Source organism: Burkholderia sp. RF4-BP95, assembly GCF_001521985.1.
GTDB classification, from domain to species: domain Bacteria; phylum Pseudomonadota; class Gammaproteobacteria; order Burkholderiales; family Burkholderiaceae; genus Burkholderia; species Burkholderia diffusa.
The window spans coordinates 59,815-76,443 of record NZ_LOSX01000026.1; the positions used below are offsets into that span (position 1 = coordinate 59,815).

Below are 16,629 nucleotides of genomic sequence, written 5' to 3' on the forward strand. Positions count from 1 at the left end.
CGTCTGCTCCGCTAGGGCTGGCGGTTGGCCGCGGTGCTGGCAGCCGGGCCGCCTTGCGATTCGATGTAGGTCACGAGCGCGGTCAGCTCCTGCTCGCTCAGGTCGAAATGCGGCATGATCGGTGCGTACCCCTTCACGACGCGGGCCGTCGGGTTGCGGATGAACGCGCGCAGATAGGCTTCGTCCACCTTCGCGGTGCTGCCGTCGGCCATCGTTTCGGTCTTGCCGTACAGGCCCTTCCAGGTCGGGCCCACGCGCGGACTGCCGTCCACGGTATGGCACGCGAAACAGCCCTTGGCTGCCGCGAGCGCCTTGCCTTGGTCGGCAAGCGCCTGGGTGCTGCCGCCCGCCGTGGCGGCAGCGGCCTGCACGCCGGCCTGCTGCCGCTGCGCGAAGGTGGCCTGCTGCGCCAGCCAGCGCGAGAACGATGCTTCGTCTTCCACCACCACCACGCCGCGCATGCTGGCGTGCCCGAGACCGCAAAGCTGCGCGCACAGGATGTCGTAACGTCCCGCCCTGGTCGGCGTGAACCAGAAGGTCGTCACCATGCCGGGCACCATGTTCATGCGCGCACGGAACGGCGGCACATAGAAATCGTGCAGCACGTCGAGCGACCGTGTCAGGACCTGGACCGGCCGGTTCAGCGGCAGGTGGACCTCGGGCGTCTCGATCAGGTAGTTGTCGCGGCCGTTGGGGTCGGCGGGATTCAGGCCGAACGGGTTGTCGTTGCTGACGTAGCGCACGTCCGTCGTGCCCAGCTTGCCGCCGGGGCCGGCGAAGCGGAAACGCCATTGCCATTGGCGGCCGAGCACCTCCATCTGCAGCACGTTGCTCGGCGGCCGGATGTAGTCCGCGTAGACGAACAGACCGGGTGCCAGCAACGCCGCGACGCCGACGGCGGTCAAGCCGATCAGCCACCATTCCAGCCGCCGGTTGTGCGGCTCGTAGGCCGCGCGATGCCCGCCGCGGTGGCGGTAGCGCATCAGTGCGATCGCGATGAACAGGTTGATCGCGATGAAGAATGCGCCGGTGATGACGAGCGTGATCGTCAGCATGTCGTCCATGCGCACCCAGTTCGACGCGATCGGCGTGATCCACCAGGGACTGGCAAAGTGAAACCCCACCGCCAATGCGATGATCACGATCAGGGCAATCGCAAGCGCCATGGGCCGCCTCGCCGCGCGTCACACGCCGGAGCCGCCAACCCGCGCTCCTGGCATCGTCGTGCCGCCTTGCCGGATTTCGTATTACATGTTGCCGGCAGTCCACCAAGACCGATTCGCCAAGCGTCGTCGGCGGCTCTAAAGAAAAGGTAGTCTGCTCCTTTGCATCGTGCAAGGCAGCGGAATGGAGGAAGCACGCTCCCATACCCGCATGCATCGCACAACTGACGGTTCAACCTCCCCGCGACGACGAGCAAAACGGCCGCCCCCGGCGCGGATCGTCGAGGCAGCCGTCCTGCGCGGCGCGAAGCAACGGCGTGTCAGGGCATCGCGTTCTGCTTGCGCCGTTCGAGCATGCCGTAGACGACGGCGGTGACCACCCCGAACAGCAGGTTGGCCAACAACGGTCCGGAGCCGCGCTCCGAGATGAACCAGGGGAACACGGCGGTCATCACGTAGAAGTTCCAGACATACGCGACGATCCCGAACGCCAGGCCGATGACGGCCTCCATGCCGACGCTCGAATCGAAGCGGAACGGGGCCATGATCGCGGCGAGGATCATCCCCATGATGGCGCCGAGCACGTAGTGCAACAGGAGCGCCACGCCCACGATGCTGAAGCTGAACACCGACATCTGTTCGAGCGCGCCACGGCCCATCACCATCGCCGCGATCTTGTGGGTCGGTTGCCACGGGCTTTCATCGAGCACCATGGTCGACCAGAAGAATTCGAGCACGATCACCAGGGCGCCACCCGCGAGACCGGCCACGGCAGCGGCGAGCCAGTCCGGCATGCGCCGTTGCCAATGGTGTGACTGAATGTGCAGTTCCATAGGACCTCCTTGCCGAAGGATCGACCTCAGCACTCAGGCAGGCCGGTTTCCGCGTGTCAGGGGAAAACCGGTGACGTAGGCTCGCCGCCCTCCAGATCCGCTTGCGGAAAATGTCGGGCGATCATCTGCTCGATTTCCTGCTCTCGCAATGCCGGCACGTCCGCCATGATCAGAATCTGGCCCTCCTTGATCGCGTCACGAAATCGCTCGAGTCGCGCATTCGGCTCGGCGATGCCGATCATCCCGGCCGTCCACGCGCCGAAGCCCGCGCCCACCACCGTTAATGCAACGACGGCGCCGCCCGCGATCACGAGCTCGGCAGGGGGGAACACGAGCGCGACGAGACCGATGAGCGCGCCCGTCGCGCCGCCGAGTGCGACACCACGCTCGAGCGCGTGCACGACATCGCTGCTTTGCAGCAAAGACGCTTCGGGCAATTCTTCAAGGGTGACGCTGTGATCGGCGAGGACGTGGATATGGCGCCAGATGATGCGCGCGCGGAGCAGGTCATCCACAATCGCCTTGGCCATCTGCGTGTCGGGTACGAGGAAATAGAGGCGCCTCATGTCGGCCCCCTTTTTCAGTCTGGAGTACGTTCTATTTTATGTCACCATCGGCAGCGTGGTGCCTGCGCGCGCGTACGGAGTTACACGCGATCACGCTTCAGTGCGCTGTAAAGGGGGCGAACAGCACGTCAGCGGAAATTCGCACGGAACCCTTTTTATCGAACCCTTCGCGCGCTTCGCTCAACGCGGAAAGGCCCCGTCAGACCGCGCCGGATGCGTGCAACGTGTGAATCTGTTCATCGGCATAGCCGAGTTCGCGCAGCACGGCATCGGTATGCTGGCCAAGCGCCGGCACCGGATCCATGCGCGGCTCGTCGCTCGGTGCGACACCGGGCGGCAACAGGGCAGGGATCTCGCCAGCCGGCGTATCGACGCGGGTCCAGCGATGTCGCGCGGCGAGCTGTTCGTGCGCCCAGACGCCGTGCATGTCGTTCATCCGCGCGTTCGCGATGCCGGCTTGCTCGAGCCGGTCGATCACGTCGGCGGCCGTCAGCGTCGCGAATGCGCGGACGATGACGACCGCGAGTTCATCACGATTTGCGACGCGGCGGCTGTTCGACCCGAAACGCTCGTCGGTCGCCAACCCGGGCATGCGGATCACGGTCTCGCAGAAGCGCTTCCATTCGCGCTCGTTCTGCAGCCCGAGCATCACGGTCTTCCCGTCGCCGGCCTTGAACGGACCGTACGGAAAGATCGTCGCGTGCGATGCGCCGGCTTGCGGCGGCGGCGACTGTCCGTCGATCGCGTAGTAGAGCGGATAGCTCATCCACTCGACCATGCTTTCGAGCATCGACACGTCGATGTGCCGGCCGTGTCCGGTGCGGCCGCGCTCGATCAGCGCGGCGAGGATGTTCGTATACGCATACATGCCCGCCGCGATGTCTGCGATCGAGCAGCCGGCCTTGGCCGGCTCGCCGTCGGAGCCGGTAATGCTGAGGAATCCGGATTCACTCTGGATCAGCAGGTCGTACGCCTTCTTGTCGCGGAACGGCCCGTCGAGCCCGTAGCCGGAAATGTCGCAGACGATCAGCCGCGGATAGCGCTCGCGCAGCGTGTCGTCGTCGAGCCCCAGGCGCTGCGTCGCGCCGGGTGCGAGGTTCTGCACGAACACGTCGGCGTCGGCGAGCAGCCTGTGAACGATGTCGAGCGCCGCGGGCTGCTTGACGTCGAGCGTGATGCTTTCCTTCGAGCGGTTGGTCCACACGAAGTGGGACGCGAGCCCCGACACGCGTTCGTCGTAGCCCCGCGCGAAATCGCCGACGCCCGGGCGTTCGACCTTGATCACGCGCGCGCCGAGATCCGCGAGCTGGCGCGTGCAGAACGGCGCGGCGATCGCATGCTCGAACGTGACGACCTTGATGCCTTCCAGTGGGCGCATGCTCATTGCTCCCTCAGAACGAACGCGGCAGGCCGAGGATATGCTCGGCGACGTACGACAGGATCAGGTTCGTCGAAATCGGCGCGACCTGATACAGGCGCGTCTCGCGGAACTTGCGCTCGACGTCGTATTCGCACGCGAAGCCGAAGCCGCCATGGAACTGCAGGCACGCGTTCGCGGCTTCCCAGGACGCATCGGCGGCGAGCAGCTTCGCCATGTTCGCCTGCGCGCCGCACGGCTCGTGCGCGTCGAACCGGCGCGCGGCCTCGAAGCGCATCAGGCTCGCCGCCTCGACGTTGACGAACGCGCGGGCGATCGGAAACTGCACGCCCTGGTTCTGGCCGATCGGGCGGCCGAACACGACGCGATCCTTCACGTACCGCGACACCTTGTCGACGAACCAGTAGCCGTCGCCGATGCATTCGGCCGCGATCAGCGTGCGCTCCGCATTCAATCCGTCGAGGATGTACCGGAAGCCCTGGCCTTCCTCGCCGATCAGGTTCTCAGCGGGGATCTCGAGGTTGTCGAAGAACAGCTCGTTCGTCTCGTGGTTCACCATGTTCGGGATCGGGCGCACCGTCATCCCGTTGCCGATCGCGTGATGCAGGTCGACGATGAAGATCGACATTCCTTCGGACTTCTTCTTGACGTCAGACAGCGGCGTCGTGCGCGCGAGCAGGATCATCAGGTCGGAGTGCTGCACGCGCGAGATCCATACCTTTTGCCCGTTGATCACATAGCGGTCGCCCTTGCGTACCGCGGTTGTCCTGATCTTCGTCGTGTCGGTGCCGGTGGTCGGTTCGGTCACGCCCATCGACTGCAGACGCAGCGCGCCGCTCGCGATCTTCGGCAGATAGCGCTGTTTCTGCTCGGCCGAACCATGGCGCAGCAGCGTGCCCATGTTGTACATCTGGCCGTGACACGCGCCGGAATTGCCGCCCGCGCGATTGATTTCCTCCATGATCACCGACGCCTCGGTCAGGCCGAGGCCCGAGCCGCCGTATTCCTGCGGAATCAGTGCGGCGAGCCAGCCGGCTTTCGTCAGCGCGTCGACGAACGCGTCCGGATAGCCGCGTTCCGCGTCGATCTTGCGGAAATATTCGGCGGGAAATTCGCCGCACAGATCGCGAACGGCTTCGCGAATGGCTTGGTGCGCGTCGGCAGGATTCATGTTTCGTATCGGGGAACGTCAGGCGAGGATCGCGCTCGCGGACATGGTCAGCCAGCCGTCGTGATCCCTGGCCCAGAGATCGACGGTCTTGCCGTCGTCGGCGAGGCGGCCGCACACGCTGAAGGTGTTGCCGAGGAAAGTCGGCCGTACCGCGCGATATGCGTATTCGCCGATCGTCGCACCGGGCAGCGAGCGCGTGACGAGATCGAGCAGCAGCGTCGAGATCAGGGGGCCGTGCACGACGAGGTCCGGATAGCCTTCGACGTCGCGCACGTAGGTGCGGTCGTAGTGAATGCGATGGCCGTTGAAGGTCAGCGCGGAATAGCGGAACAGCATGACTTCATCCGGCGTGATGTCGCGCTGCCATTGCGCATCGTCGGGCGCGGCTTTCGGCGGGGGCGCGGCGGCGCCGGGCGCGGCCGGGCCGCGATAGACGATGTCGTGTTCCTCGCGGATCGCGACTTCGCCCCCGGATTCGATCACGTGCTCGACGGTGACGAAGCCGAGCGTGCCGCTGCGGCCTTCCTTGCGTTCGACCGACAGCACGCGCGACGTGCGCGTCGCGATCGCACCGATCGTCAGCGCGCGTTCGAACGTCAGGCGGCCGCCGGCCCACATGCGCCGCGGCAGCCCCAGGTCCGGCAGGAAGCCGCCCTTGCGCGGATGACCGTCCGGGCCGAGTTCGGCCTGCTGCGCGATCGACCAGAAATACAGCCAGTGCCAGGCGGGCGGCAACGCATCGCCGGTCGCGGGAACGGTCGGATGGTCGAGCGTCGCCGCGAGGGCGATTGCCCGTTCGGCGCTGATCAGGTCGGTCGCGACCTGTTGGACATCGTCGCTGGCATGCGACCGGGGAGCGTTCACTGTCACCTCCATCGCCGGGCAGGCCGGCGGTTTCGACTTGGCATGAAGTGACTCTAGGTGAAGCTCGCGCGCGGCGGAAATACCGTTTGAATGTGCCGGTCATAGGGGTACCCTATGACTTTTTCGCATCGACCAACCCGCCATGGACATCCGCCAGCTCCGTTACTTCGTCAGCATCGTTGAATACGGGAGCCTCGGGAAAGCGGCCGAAAAACTGTTCGTCGCGCAGCCGTCGCTGAGCCAGCAGATCGCGAAGCTGGAGGGCGACATCGGCGTCACGCTGCTGGTGCGCAGCCCGCAGGGCGTGAAGCCGACCGCGGCCGGATAGGCGCTGTATCGCCATGCGCGGCTCGTGCTCCGGCAGATGGAGCAACTGCGCCAGGAAGTGCGGGAAGGCGCGGGCAGCGAGTCGGGCACGGTCGCGGTGGGGTTTCCCACCACGATGACCGCGAGCCTCGCCGTGCCGCTGTTCGAACGGGTGAGGGCGCGCTATCCGGGCATCCGGCTGCAGTACCTCGAAAGCATGAGCGGCTTCATCAACGAATTGCTGGCGAACGGGCGGCTCGACCTCGCGATCCTGTTCCGCGAATCCAACACCACCGGCATCACCGCGATGCCGCTGTTCGACGAGGTGCTGTATCTGCTCGGCGAGCCGGGCGGCGCGGTGTCGTCGCGCACGCGCACGTGCACACTCGCGTCGCTCGCCGGCGTGCCGCTCGTCGCGCCGGGCGTGCAGAACGGGCTGCGCCTGCTGCTCGAACGCACATTCGCGCGCGAGGACGTGCCGCTCAACGTCATCGCGGATATCGATTCGCTGCCGACGATGATCTCGCTCGCGCAGTCGGGGCTCGCGTGCACGATCCTGCCGGCGTCCGCGCTGGCGTCGCGCGAGCCGTCCGGCCGGCCAAGGATGCGCCGGATCGTCGAGCCGGAAATTCGCCGGCCTGCCAGCCTGTGCTGGTCGAACACGTCTCCGGTCAATTCCGCCGCGCTCGCCGTGCGGCAAACGATCGTCGAGCTGGTCGGCGAACTGGCCGCGAGCGGCGCGTGGACGGGCATCACGTTGCGCGAGGGCGAATCCGCGCCGTCGTGACGGGCGGGGTGAGCGGAATGCGCGGACGGCCGCCGCGGATGCGGTGTGCGAAGTCTCCGCGCGCGCCGCGTGAACGATACGCATTCTCCAATGCCGCGCTCGGCATTTCGTTCGGCATGCTGATTGCTGACGGATCGATGAACATGCGTGACATGACACACACATCACACCTTCGCCATTACGTCGAGCATGCCCGAGTCGATCGGATCGCCCGCGCACCGGCGGCCGGCCGTCCGCGCGCAAACATCGACCGTCGGCAGGTTGTACGAAGCGCGATATTGAAACTACACTGATTATCGGCCGGCGCCGAGACACGCGGCTCATCCATTCAACACGCATCACAGTACTAATTAAACGCGTGCCGACAATCGCCATAGAGGATGCTTGCCTTGTTCCTCAACATCCACCGGGGGAAGTGGCGATGAAAATCGGGGCTGCGCGTCATCCGTCAGCGGTTTGTTAGCCGAACGGCGCGCGCATGAACACGACCGCAGGCATTCACGCGACGTCACTCGGGCTGCACGGCTCGAGCCCGGCGATGGCCGACCTGCGCCGCTATCTGGCGAAGGTCGCGCAGACCGATACGACGGTGCTCGTGACCGGTGAAACCGGCACCGGCAAGGAGCGCGTCGCCACCGCCGTCCACCGCCTCAGCCCGCGAACCGACAAGCCGTTCATCGCTGTGAACTGCGCCGCGGTGCCCGACAGCCTGTTCGAGTCCGAGATGTTCGGTCACGAGCGCGGCGCCTTCACGAGCGCCCAGAACGCGTTTCCCGGCCGCTTCGTCGAGGCCGACGGCGGCACGCTGTTCCTCGACGAAGTCAGCGAGATGCCGCCCGCCGTTCAGGCCAAGCTGCTGCGCCTGCTCGAGGACCGCACGGTGATGCCGGTCGGCTCGTTGCGCCGGCGCCCGGTCGATGTCCGGATCGTGGCCGCCAGCAACGAAAGTCTGGAGGACCTGGTCGCGGAACGCCGTTTCCGCGCCGACCTGTTCTATCGCCTGAACGTCGCGCGCATCGAGATCCCGCCGCTGCGGGAGCGGCCGGAGGACATCGCGTCGATCGTCGATCACTTCGTCGCCGAGCACAACCAGCGGCGCGCGATGCGGGTGGGGCGGCCCGATCCGGCGTTGCTCGAATGCATGCGGCACTACCGGTGGCCGGGCAACGTGCGCGAGCTGCGCAACCTGGTCGAGGCGTTGTTCGTCGATGCGCCGGAAGGGCGTCCGTTCGGGCTGGGCGACCTGCCGCCGGCATTCCGCCGCCTGTTCCTGCAGGATTTCTCGGCCGGCGAGCACGAGCGCGAGCGGCTGGTCTCGGTACTGCGCCAGACCAACTGGAACAAGATGGAGGCGGCGCGCCAGATGAACTGGTCGCGCATGACGCTGTACCGCAAGCTGGCCAAGTACAACCTGGACGCCGGCAACACTGCCTCGGTGTGACAGCCGGGCTGTCACATGGTACAGCCCCGCCGCATTCGCGAATCCCGCTCCGGTCGGGAAATTCCACGCCAAATCAAGCGCTTGTGTCGGCGCATGCGCATTGGCCCGCTCCTTGCGAAGCAGAACGGACAGACCGCCCGTCGCCATGCAAGGAGGCCGTCGTGCACGTCATCGAGCCACTCCAGGACGCCCCGCCGGAACCGGCGCAGCCGGCCGGCCAGCCACGGCCGCTGCTCGCCAGCTATGCAAACTATTTCGAGGTCGGGCACAACGCGTTCGAGTTCCTGATCGATGCCGGGCAGGTCGAGCCGCAGTCCGGCAACGTCCAGTTGATGAGCCGCGTCGCGGTCAGCCCGGTGCACGCCAAGCTGCTCGCGCAACTGCTGGCGAGCGCGATCGCCCAGTTCGAGGCGACCCACCACGCCATCCCCGACATCGCCGAACCGGAAACGGATCTGGCGATTCTTCCCCCGCAGGAATTCGAGCGGCGCGCGATCGACGCGCGCAGCAAGCCGATGCTCGGCGGCCGTCGCGACGAGCCCGATCAAAACCAGAGCTGAGGACACGACATGGCAGCGCAACTCCATCCCAACCGCATGGTCCTGACCGACCGTTTCCCGATGCTGGGCTTCACGATTCGCGTCGGCCACGCGCCGTGCGTCGCGGAACTGGTGATCGCCACCGATCCCGCGCTGTTCACGCGCAAGGACGGGCGCACGTCGTCGACGTTCTACACCAGCCGCGAGGACGGCCTGCTGGCGATCCCGCGCGGCGAAGCGGTGTACATGGTGCCGCCGGCGGTGCTGGCGCGCTTCGTGGGCGCGGGCCGTCTGTGGTTCGGTCTCGCCACGGCCGCTTCGTCCGATGCCGACGCGTGGACGATCGACGTGCTGCCGAATGCCGACAGCCCGTACGTGTCGCTGTCGGGGCTCAGCGATCGCGGGTTGCGCAGGGTCCGCGTGTTCCCGACGCGCGGTGGCGCCGCCGCCAGGAGTCCGCTGTTGAACTGGGCGGGCGACGGCACGCGGCCGGGCGCGACCGCCGTACCGGCGCCTGCCGCGCCGGGCGCCGCTTCCGCCGCGCCGCGGCCGGCCGTCGAACCCGTTGCGCCGCACCACGATGTCCATTACGACGACGGGTTCGGTCCGCTTCCGCCGCTGAATGCCGCGACGCCCGTCGAGGCGAAGCCGCAGGCACCGGCGCCGGTACCGGCCGCGCACCCGGCGCCCGCCGCCGCGCCGGCGCCCGTCTCGCAGGGGATGAGCGACGATGCCGAGTTCCGCATCGCCGGCGACCGACGCAGTTTTACGTGGCCGCGGCCGCGCAAGCTGTCGACCGTCGAGCGGGCCGCGCTGCGCGCGATCCTGAGCGCGAATCCGGCCACCGCGTCGCTGATGCTGCTGCTGCCGGTCGCGATGCGCAACGGCCTGTCGGTCTCGATCGGCGCGGGCGCGGGCGCCGGAATGGAATCCGGGGCCTCGGGCGCGGTCGGCGTCATCTTCGACGCCAATGGCGACGACATCGGCGTGTTCGTGTCGGGCGAGCTCGACTTCGGCTACATCGTGTCGGCGAGCCTCACCGGCCAGATCAGCCTGCTGCGCGGCCATATCGACGACTTCTCGGGCACCGGCACGACCGCCGGCGTGATGGTCGGCGAAAGCGCGGCGGGCGGCATCTCGGCGCTGTTCAACGCCCGCGGCGAATTCGTCGGCGTCACGTTGTCGGCCGGCGTCAGCGTCGGCAGCCCGGTGAGCATCTTCGTCGGTGTTTCGCGTGCGGCGGCGGGCACGATTGCCACGTCGTCGGCGCTCGCGTGGTCGCGCGCCCTGAGCGACGACCCGGAAGCCTACGGCATCGATACGCCGCCGTACAGCGACGACGATGCGGGCGCCGAGCCGCCCGCGACGGCCAGCGCGCTGGCGCTGGGCGCGCGCGAGAACAGCCTCGTCACGCGCACCGCGGCCAGCCCGAATTTCGATGAGGGACGCGGCAGCAAGACGATCGACCGCATCATCATCCACATCGCCGACGTACCCACCGTCCAGCGCGTGGTGAATACCTTCACCAATGCCACCTCGAAGGTGAGTGCGCATTACCTGGTCGGGCAGGAGGGCGAAGTCGTCCAGTTCGTCTCGGAGGCCGACACGGCGTGGCACTGCAAGGGCTCCAACCAGCGCAGCATCGGCATCGAACACATCGCGGTGAAGCGCGGCGGCGCCGACTACCCGCGTCGAAACGGCACCGTCCAGCATTTCGACGCGCTGGCGCCGACCCAGCTTCAGTACGAAACCTCGGCCGCGCTGGTCGCGTCGCTGTGCGACAAATATCAACTGCCGATCAATCGCACGACGATCATGGGCCATCGCGAGGCCGACACCTCGACCGGCCATACCGCGTGCCCCGACGGCAACTGGGACTGGGACTACTTCATGCGGCTGGTCACCAGCCGCACCTGCCAGCCGCAAGCGGCCGGCCAGGCGCTGGGGTTCGCCGCCCGCGGCCTCGGCGACGACATTCCGCTCGACCCCGGGGTCGGCGGGCTGTCGATCGGCACCGACGCGCTGGAGATCGGCGACATCATTCTCAGCACCACCGGCAATCCGGGCTCCGGCGTCATTCGCGCGGGCTCCGGCGCCGAGGTCAGCCACGCGATGCTCTACGTCGGCCAAGGCGGGCAGGTGATCGAGGCGATTCCCGGCGGCGTTCAGCTGCGTCCGCTCGCGGATGCGCTGGCCGATGCGCGCCTCGCGGTCGCGTTTCGGGTGCCGGGCCTGACCGATACGCAGCAGCGGCAGGTCGCCGATGCCGCCGCGCGCTATCTCGATCGCGGTTTCAACTACGTCGGGCTGGTCCGCTGCGGCAGCTATCTGATCGACCGTCGCGCGTGCGACCTGCTGTCGGGCGACGCGGCGGAGCGCTGCCGCCGCTTCGTCGGCCGCATCGAACTCGGAGACGGCGCCGACACCGACAACTTCTTCTGCTCGCAACTGGTCGCCCAGTCGTTCCAGGACGCCGGCAGGCCGATCGTGACCGTGCCGCCTCACTGGGTGCCGCCGGGCGATCTCGCCAGCCTGTCGACCGGCACGATGGCCCCTGGAACGCTTGCATACGTCGGCCATCTGAAGGCGCCGATCCCGAGCCGCGGCTTCTTCGGAATGAGCCAGGCGCTGGCGGTCGCGCCGGGCGCCGCGCGCGCGCTGGGGGCCGACGACTGGACGGTGAACTGGGACGACGTGCAGATGACCCCGCAGCCCACCGACATGGGGTGCTGGGCGACGGCCGCGTCGATGGTGCTCGGCTGGCGCGACAACCAGAGTGTCGATCCGACGCTGCTGGCGCGCTGCATCAGCCTCGAGCGCCAGATGCGGGACGGTCTGGCGCCGGCCGAAGTGGCGGGGTTCGCCGCCGCGTCGACCCTCACCGTCGAGCCCAACGCGTGCTTCGCGCCCGAAGGCTTTCGGCGGCTGCTGGAGGCGAACGGGCCGATCTGGGTCGCCGAAGTCGTGCGTGCGCCGGTCAACTTCTTTCATGCGGTGGTGGTGACGGGCATGTATCGCAGCGGCGACGCGTATTTCGTGCGGATCACCGATCCGCTCGACCGCGTGGTCGGCACGCCGGGCCATCCCGGCGCGCGGACCCTGCCGCCGACCCACGCGACCGGCAGCCGCTACATCATGACCTACGAGGATTTCGTGTCGGAATTCGAGGCGGCGGCCGGCATCGGCGTGATCCAGCTCATGCATTCGGGCGGCACGTTCGGCCACACGATCAATCGCGGCAGCGCGGCGGGCGCGGGTTACGCGCTCGGCATCGAGCCGCCGTCGGCAGGCGGCGAATTCGGCCTCGGCGTGACCCTGACCCGGCGCACCGAGAGCCGCGACGGGCGCAGCTACGATCTCGCGCAGCTGGCGGGGCTGGTCCAGCCCGCCAACGCGTTGGCGGGCGGCGCGGGGCAGCCGCGCATGCCGGGTCAGCGCATCACGCTCGACGACTGGCCGTACATCGACGGGCCGAGCGGCCGCACCTCGGCGCCGGTGTCGATCGACTGGGCGTGGCAGGGCGGCGCGGTCGGCGACGTGACGATTGCCGCAGCGCAGGGGCAGATGCTCGACGGCTGGACCGCATTCGTGCGCGCCGATATCGGCCGCGGTTCGAGAACCCCCGAGCGGGCGAGTGTCACGCTGCGCATCGCCACCACGTTCCGGCATGCCGGCGAGGAGGAGCAGGTCGGGGTGACGGAGGTGGTGCTGAACGGCGACGGCCGCTTCCAGACCGTGCACGGCGCCGACGGCGCGCCGCCGCTTCCGGCAAGCGGCACGCAGCCCGCGCCGCGCGAACCGCAACCTGCCTGACCCTCGAGGGACACGCGCGATGGCCCGCCTCATCCCCCCTCCGCCACCACGCGGCGCGGTAACGCCCGCGGTGGCACTTGCTCGCGACGCATTCGGCCGCGAGATCGTCGACGGCTCCGGATCGAGCGACCCGGGCAGGCAGGACGGCGTGCTGCCGCAAGCGGCGCCGGCCGGCGGCGGGGTGTCCGGCGCCCCGGGCGCGTCGACGCCGCCCAAGGAGAAGGCGACGGACGCCATCGGCCGGCGTGCGGCGGCGCTGGCCGATGCGATCGACTTTCCGACCTTCGTCGCGAGCCTGGTGCATGGCACGTACGACGCGATCGTCGACAGCTCGATCAAGCAAGTGGAGAGTTTCGCCGACCTGGTCGGCGCGGTGGCCAAGCCGCTGGACCAGTTCACGCAGGAGAACGTGACCGACGGACAGGCGCGCGCATGGCTGGTCGAGCAGTATCCGCACGACGTGACGCTGGTGCAGGACGGCGGCGAATACCGCCTCGCGCCGGTGGCCCGGCCCGGCGACGACGACACGACGCCCGCGCCCGCGTGGCTCGCCGATTTCGGTGCGGCCGACGGCGCGTTCGACACCCAGACGCTCGAATCGGTGGTGCTGCCTCACGCCCGCGAGCGCGTCGCGCAGCATCGGTTGTCGACGCTGTCGACGATGGTGCTGCTCGGCATGCAACGGGTCGTGGTCAAGGACGGCACGATCGCGGCCAGCCTCAATTTCCAGGCCAAGGCGCGCGACCGGGCCGCCGTGCAGTACGCGACGTCGAACGACCCGTCGTCGGGACAGACGACCTGGGGCGGACGCGGCACGTCGGGCGATGTCGTCACCACGGTCTCGACCGTCGCGGTCAATGCGCAGACCGACACCGATCTCAAGGCGACGCTGACCGGAAAGGTGAGCATCAATTTCGCCTCGGAGACGCTGCCGCTCGACCGTTTCGTCGATGAGGCGTCGCGCAATCTGCTGGAGCGCCACAGCCGGCCGGCGGCGCGGATCGCGCCGCCGGCGGCGACGGGCACCCCGCCCGCGGCACCGGCGGCGGCGCCCGTGCTCGCGCCTGCGGCGACACCGGCGCCGGCCGCCGCGCCGGCATTGCCGGCCGCGTCCGCGACGCCCGCCGTGCCTGGCGCACCGGCCGCTCCCGCCACGCGACCCGCATCCGCCCGGGGAGAACCGACATGATTTCGCCGCGGCCGCTGGGCGAGACGCTGGGCGCGTTCGCCGACGTTGCCGAACAGCTGACCGCGGGCGCGGCGCAGGGGTTGCGGGTGCGCTCGGTGGCCATGGAGCTGCCGCTCGACCTGCGCGTCGCGCGGGGCGCCGACGGCATCGAGCTGGTCGGCGACCTGCCGCAGTTCCTGACCCGCACGGCCTTCGATCCTGAGCCGGCGCGGCTCGCGATCGTCCTCGAAGCCGTGCCGATCGACGGAGCGGGGCGATGAACAGCAACGCCAGCCTGCGCCTCGAGGATTTCATCCAGGCCGTGCAGAGCCAGCTCGACAACGCGCAGGCGGCGATGGCGATCAAGGCGCGCAACCTCAACCTGCCGCTGACCTTCGCGATCAAGGACGTCAACCTCGACTTGCGCGCCCATGTCGAATTCGTCGAAAGCGAAGTCTGGATTCGCCCCGCCGGCCCGGGCGACACCGACAGCAGCACGTTTCATCTCGTCTTCACGACCATCACGCGGCCGGCGATCGAGGAAAACGCGATCGCGCTGTCCGAGGACAGCAAGGACCAGCCGCTCGACGCGCTGGGCGACGAGCTCTCGGCCGAGGACCGCAAACGGCTGGAATGGGCCGGCGTGCGCACGGTCCGGCAATTCCGGCAGGCCGAACAGCGCGACATGGTGCATGCGATCGGCCGCGTCACCAACCTGTCCGTGGACCGGCTGCGCCGGGCGCTCGACCGGGCGTCCGCGCCGAGCGTCGAGCGGGTCGAGCCCGTGGCGCCCGCCACCGATGCGCAGCCCGACGCGTCGCCGCTGCTGCGCGTGATCGGGCGCAACCTCGTCAACGGCACGCACGCGCCGCTGGTGCGGATCGGCAATCGCCCGGTCGCGGTATTGCAATCGACGGACGACGAGTTGCTGCTCGCGCCCGGTCGCGACCAGTGGGCCGGCGAACTCGCCGTCTCGCCGACGAGCCGGCATGCTGCCGCGCTGGCGTTCGACCTGAGCGCATTCGCGCCGACGCCCGCGCCCGCGGCCAGGCCCATGACGCTGGCGGCCGTTCCCGGTCAGGAGGAGGCGCGGCCATGACGATCCATGCACTCGGCACGCCCTGGGCATCGCCCGGCGAGCGTCAGTTCAGCCTGCCGACCAGTCTGCTCGTCAAGCTGGCGCTCGGCGAAGCGCCCGAGCACGTGCCGTCGATCCGCGACGTGACGCGCGGCGCGCTGGCCGCCGCGCAATGCATCGACGGCGGCCCGGTCGACCGCATCGTGGCCGCGTTCGCCGGCCGCTTTCTCGCGGTGCGCCCGTTCAGCGCGGCAGCCGGGCGCTGGGTGCCCGGGCACGCGCACCTCGGATACGACGCGATCGAACAGATGACGGGGATGGCCCGCACGCTGCTGTTGCGCGTGCCGGCCGGCACGCCGATCGGCGAACTCTGCGACGCGCTCGCCCAGCTCGCGACCGTGGAAAGCGTGACGCCCAACTACGTGGCGACGGTCCCGATGGACGCGCCCGGCCGCCTGGCGCCCGTGCCGCCGGCCGCGCGGGTGGCGCAGGATGCGCGCGCGCTGGTGCGCATGGCCGACGCGCACGCGATCGAGCCGGGCGACAGCGGCGTCACGGTCGGTCTCATCGACAGCGGCATCGCCCGCCAGCATCCCGAATTCGCCCACGCATTCCGCGCGGGCGCCGATACGGTGCGGCTGGAGCCCGGCGATCTGTCGCCGGGCGTGCAACTGCTGAGCGGTCACGGTCATCGCGGCGATTTTCCCGAAGACCGCTTCGTCGGTCACGGCATGGGCTGCGCGGGGATCATCGCGGCGGAGGGCGTGGCGATGCCGCGCGGGCTCGGCGGCGACTGCCGCATCCTGCCGATGCGCGCGCTGGCCGCTGCCCGTTTGCCGGGCAAGGCGCACGCGATCGGGCTCGGCGCGATCGCCGATCTCGATCGCGCGCTCAAGCTCGCGGTCGACCTCGGCGCGAAGATCATCAACATGAGCTTCGGCACCGACGATGCGACGATCGCCGCCAACCGCCCGAAACCGCACGCCGACACGGTCGCGTACGCCGCCGCGCGCGGCTGCATCCTCATTGCCGCGAGCGGCAACAACGGCAGCGTGAGCCGCTACTGGCCCGCCGCCTACCCGCAGGTGATCGCGGTCGGCGCCGTGGGCGACGACGGCCGGCCGGCCCCGTTCTCGACGCGCGGCCCGCACGTCGCGCTGTGCGCACCCGGCGAACAGGTGCTGACGACCGCGATCGAGGCTTATCAGCTTGCGACCGGCACCAGTTTCGCCGCGCCGTTCGTCGCGGGCGCCGCGGCGCTGCTCGTCGCATACGCGCAGCGTCGCGCCTATCCGCTCGACGGCGCGACGGTGCGCGACCTGCTCGTTGCCGCCGCGCGCCCGTTCGCGCCCGGCGCGGCCGACGGCTGCGGCGCCGGCATTCTCGACGCGGCGGCGGCGCTGCAAGGGCTGTCCGGCCGCATCGACGCCTATGACGCGGCGGGCGACGACGGTTGCACGGGCAAGGAAGGCCGTGCCGACGACGGCTGACTTGCGCACCGGATCCCGTTCACTCCCCCGAA

General features: G+C 69.0%; 13 protein-coding genes and 1 pseudogene. 8 read left to right on the forward strand and 6 right to left on the reverse strand.

The window, feature by feature from the left end; translation table 11 throughout:
• Positions 1-11 precede the first annotated feature (11 nt).
• From WS46_RS10435 to WS46_RS10460, 6 genes are all read right to left on the reverse strand, one after another.
• Positions 12-1,166: a c-type cytochrome gene (locus WS46_RS10435; protein ID WP_059690460.1), complete on the reverse strand. Its 1,155-nt coding sequence runs from the start codon at positions 1,164-1,166 to the stop codon at positions 12-14.
• Positions 1,167-1,483: 317 nt separating this feature from the next.
• Complete coding sequence (locus tag WS46_RS10440; protein WP_059690461.1) at positions 1,484-1,996, reverse strand: hypothetical protein; 513 nt, start codon at positions 1,994-1,996, stop codon at positions 1,484-1,486.
• Between the two features lie 56 nt (positions 1,997-2,052).
• Positions 2,053-2,562 carry a hypothetical protein gene (locus tag WS46_RS10445; protein WP_059535954.1) on the reverse strand — a complete coding sequence of 170 codons (510 nt, stop codon included), beginning with the start codon at positions 2,560-2,562 and terminating at the stop codon, positions 2,053-2,055.
• Positions 2,563-2,761: 199 nt separating this feature from the next.
• Entirely contained in the window at positions 2,762-3,940 is a 1,179-nt protein-coding gene (locus tag WS46_RS10450; protein ID WP_059690552.1) for a CaiB/BaiF CoA-transferase family protein, read from the reverse strand.
• A 13-nt stretch (positions 3,941-3,953) separates the two neighbouring features.
• The gene (locus tag WS46_RS10455; protein ID WP_059690462.1) at positions 3,954-5,111 is read right to left on the reverse strand and encodes an acyl-CoA dehydrogenase family protein; all 1,158 of its coding nucleotides are present in this window, start codon (positions 5,109-5,111) and stop codon (positions 3,954-3,956) included.
• Between the two features lie 18 nt (positions 5,112-5,129).
• Complete coding sequence (locus WS46_RS10460) at positions 5,130-5,987, reverse strand: MaoC family dehydratase N-terminal domain-containing protein (RefSeq protein ID WP_059690463.1); 858 nt, start codon at positions 5,985-5,987, stop codon at positions 5,130-5,132.
• A 130-nt stretch (positions 5,988-6,117) separates the two neighbouring features.
• Between WS46_RS10460 and WS46_RS10465 the strand changes: the two are divergent.
• The 8 genes and pseudogenes from WS46_RS10465 to WS46_RS10500 all read left to right on the forward strand — a co-directional run bounded on the left by WS46_RS10465 (position 6,118) and on the right by WS46_RS10500 (position 16,597).
• Positions 6,118-7,068: pseudogene (locus WS46_RS10465) on the forward strand (LysR substrate-binding domain-containing protein).
• A 478-nt stretch (positions 7,069-7,546) separates the two neighbouring features.
• Complete coding sequence (locus tag WS46_RS10470; RefSeq protein WP_059535964.1) at positions 7,547-8,509, forward strand: sigma-54-dependent Fis family transcriptional regulator; 963 nt, start codon at positions 7,547-7,549, stop codon at positions 8,507-8,509.
• A 161-nt stretch (positions 8,510-8,670) separates the two neighbouring features.
• Positions 8,671-9,069 carry a DUF3467 domain-containing protein gene (locus WS46_RS10475; RefSeq protein WP_059535966.1) on the forward strand — a complete coding sequence of 133 codons (399 nt, stop codon included), beginning with the start codon at positions 8,671-8,673 and terminating at the stop codon, positions 9,067-9,069.
• 9 nt (positions 9,070-9,078) lie between these two features.
• The gene (locus WS46_RS10480; RefSeq protein WP_257129954.1) at positions 9,079-12,861 is read left to right on the forward strand and encodes an N-acetylmuramoyl-L-alanine amidase; all 3,783 of its coding nucleotides are present in this window, start codon (positions 9,079-9,081) and stop codon (positions 12,859-12,861) included.
• 70 nt (positions 12,862-12,931) lie between these two features.
• Positions 12,932-14,050 carry a hypothetical protein gene (locus WS46_RS36010; RefSeq protein ID WP_059690464.1) on the forward strand — a complete coding sequence of 373 codons (1,119 nt, stop codon included), beginning with the start codon at positions 12,932-12,934 and terminating at the stop codon, positions 14,048-14,050.
• Positions 14,047-14,310, forward strand: a complete 264-nt coding sequence (locus WS46_RS10490) for a hypothetical protein (protein ID WP_059535972.1) — start codon at positions 14,047-14,049, stop codon at positions 14,308-14,310. Before WS46_RS36010 ends, WS46_RS10490 begins: the two co-directional genes overlap by 4 nt.
• Positions 14,307-15,128, forward strand: a complete 822-nt coding sequence (locus tag WS46_RS10495) for a hypothetical protein (RefSeq protein WP_059535974.1) — start codon at positions 14,307-14,309, stop codon at positions 15,126-15,128. Before WS46_RS10490 ends, WS46_RS10495 begins: the two co-directional genes overlap by 4 nt.
• The gene (locus tag WS46_RS10500; RefSeq protein WP_059535977.1) at positions 15,125-16,597 is read left to right on the forward strand and encodes a S8 family serine peptidase; all 1,473 of its coding nucleotides are present in this window, start codon (positions 15,125-15,127) and stop codon (positions 16,595-16,597) included. The genes WS46_RS10495 and WS46_RS10500 overlap by 4 nt, the downstream gene beginning before the upstream one ends.
• Positions 16,598-16,629 lie beyond the last annotated feature (32 nt).

Coding starts and splice junctions, on each gene's coding strand:
- WS46_RS10435 (WP_059690460.1), bottom strand. CDS start 1,166: ATGGCGCTTGCGATTGCCCTGATCGTGATCATCGCATTGGCGGTGGGG.
- WS46_RS10440 (WP_059690461.1), bottom strand. CDS start 1,996: ATGGAACTGCACATTCAGTCACACCATTGGCAACGGCGCATGCCGGAC.
- WS46_RS10445 (WP_059535954.1), bottom strand. CDS start 2,562: ATGAGGCGCCTCTATTTCCTCGTACCCGACACGCAGATGGCCAAGGCG.
- WS46_RS10450 (WP_059690552.1), bottom strand. CDS start 3,940: ATGCGCCCACTGGAAGGCATCAAGGTCGTCACGTTCGAGCATGCGATC.
- WS46_RS10455 (WP_059690462.1), bottom strand. CDS start 5,111: ATGAATCCTGCCGACGCGCACCAAGCCATTCGCGAAGCCGTTCGCGAT.
- WS46_RS10460 (WP_059690463.1), bottom strand. CDS start 5,987: ATGGAGGTGACAGTGAACGCTCCCCGGTCGCATGCCAGCGACGATGTC.
- WS46_RS10470 (WP_059535964.1), top strand. CDS start 7,547: ATGAACACGACCGCAGGCATTCACGCGACGTCACTCGGGCTGCACGGC.
- WS46_RS10480 (WP_257129954.1), top strand. CDS start 9,079: ATGGCAGCGCAACTCCATCCCAACCGCATGGTCCTGACCGACCGTTTC.
- WS46_RS10490 (WP_059535972.1), top strand. CDS start 14,047: ATGATTTCGCCGCGGCCGCTGGGCGAGACGCTGGGCGCGTTCGCCGAC.
- WS46_RS10495 (WP_059535974.1), top strand. CDS start 14,307: ATGAACAGCAACGCCAGCCTGCGCCTCGAGGATTTCATCCAGGCCGTG.
- WS46_RS10500 (WP_059535977.1), top strand. CDS start 15,125: ATGACGATCCATGCACTCGGCACGCCCTGGGCATCGCCCGGCGAGCGT.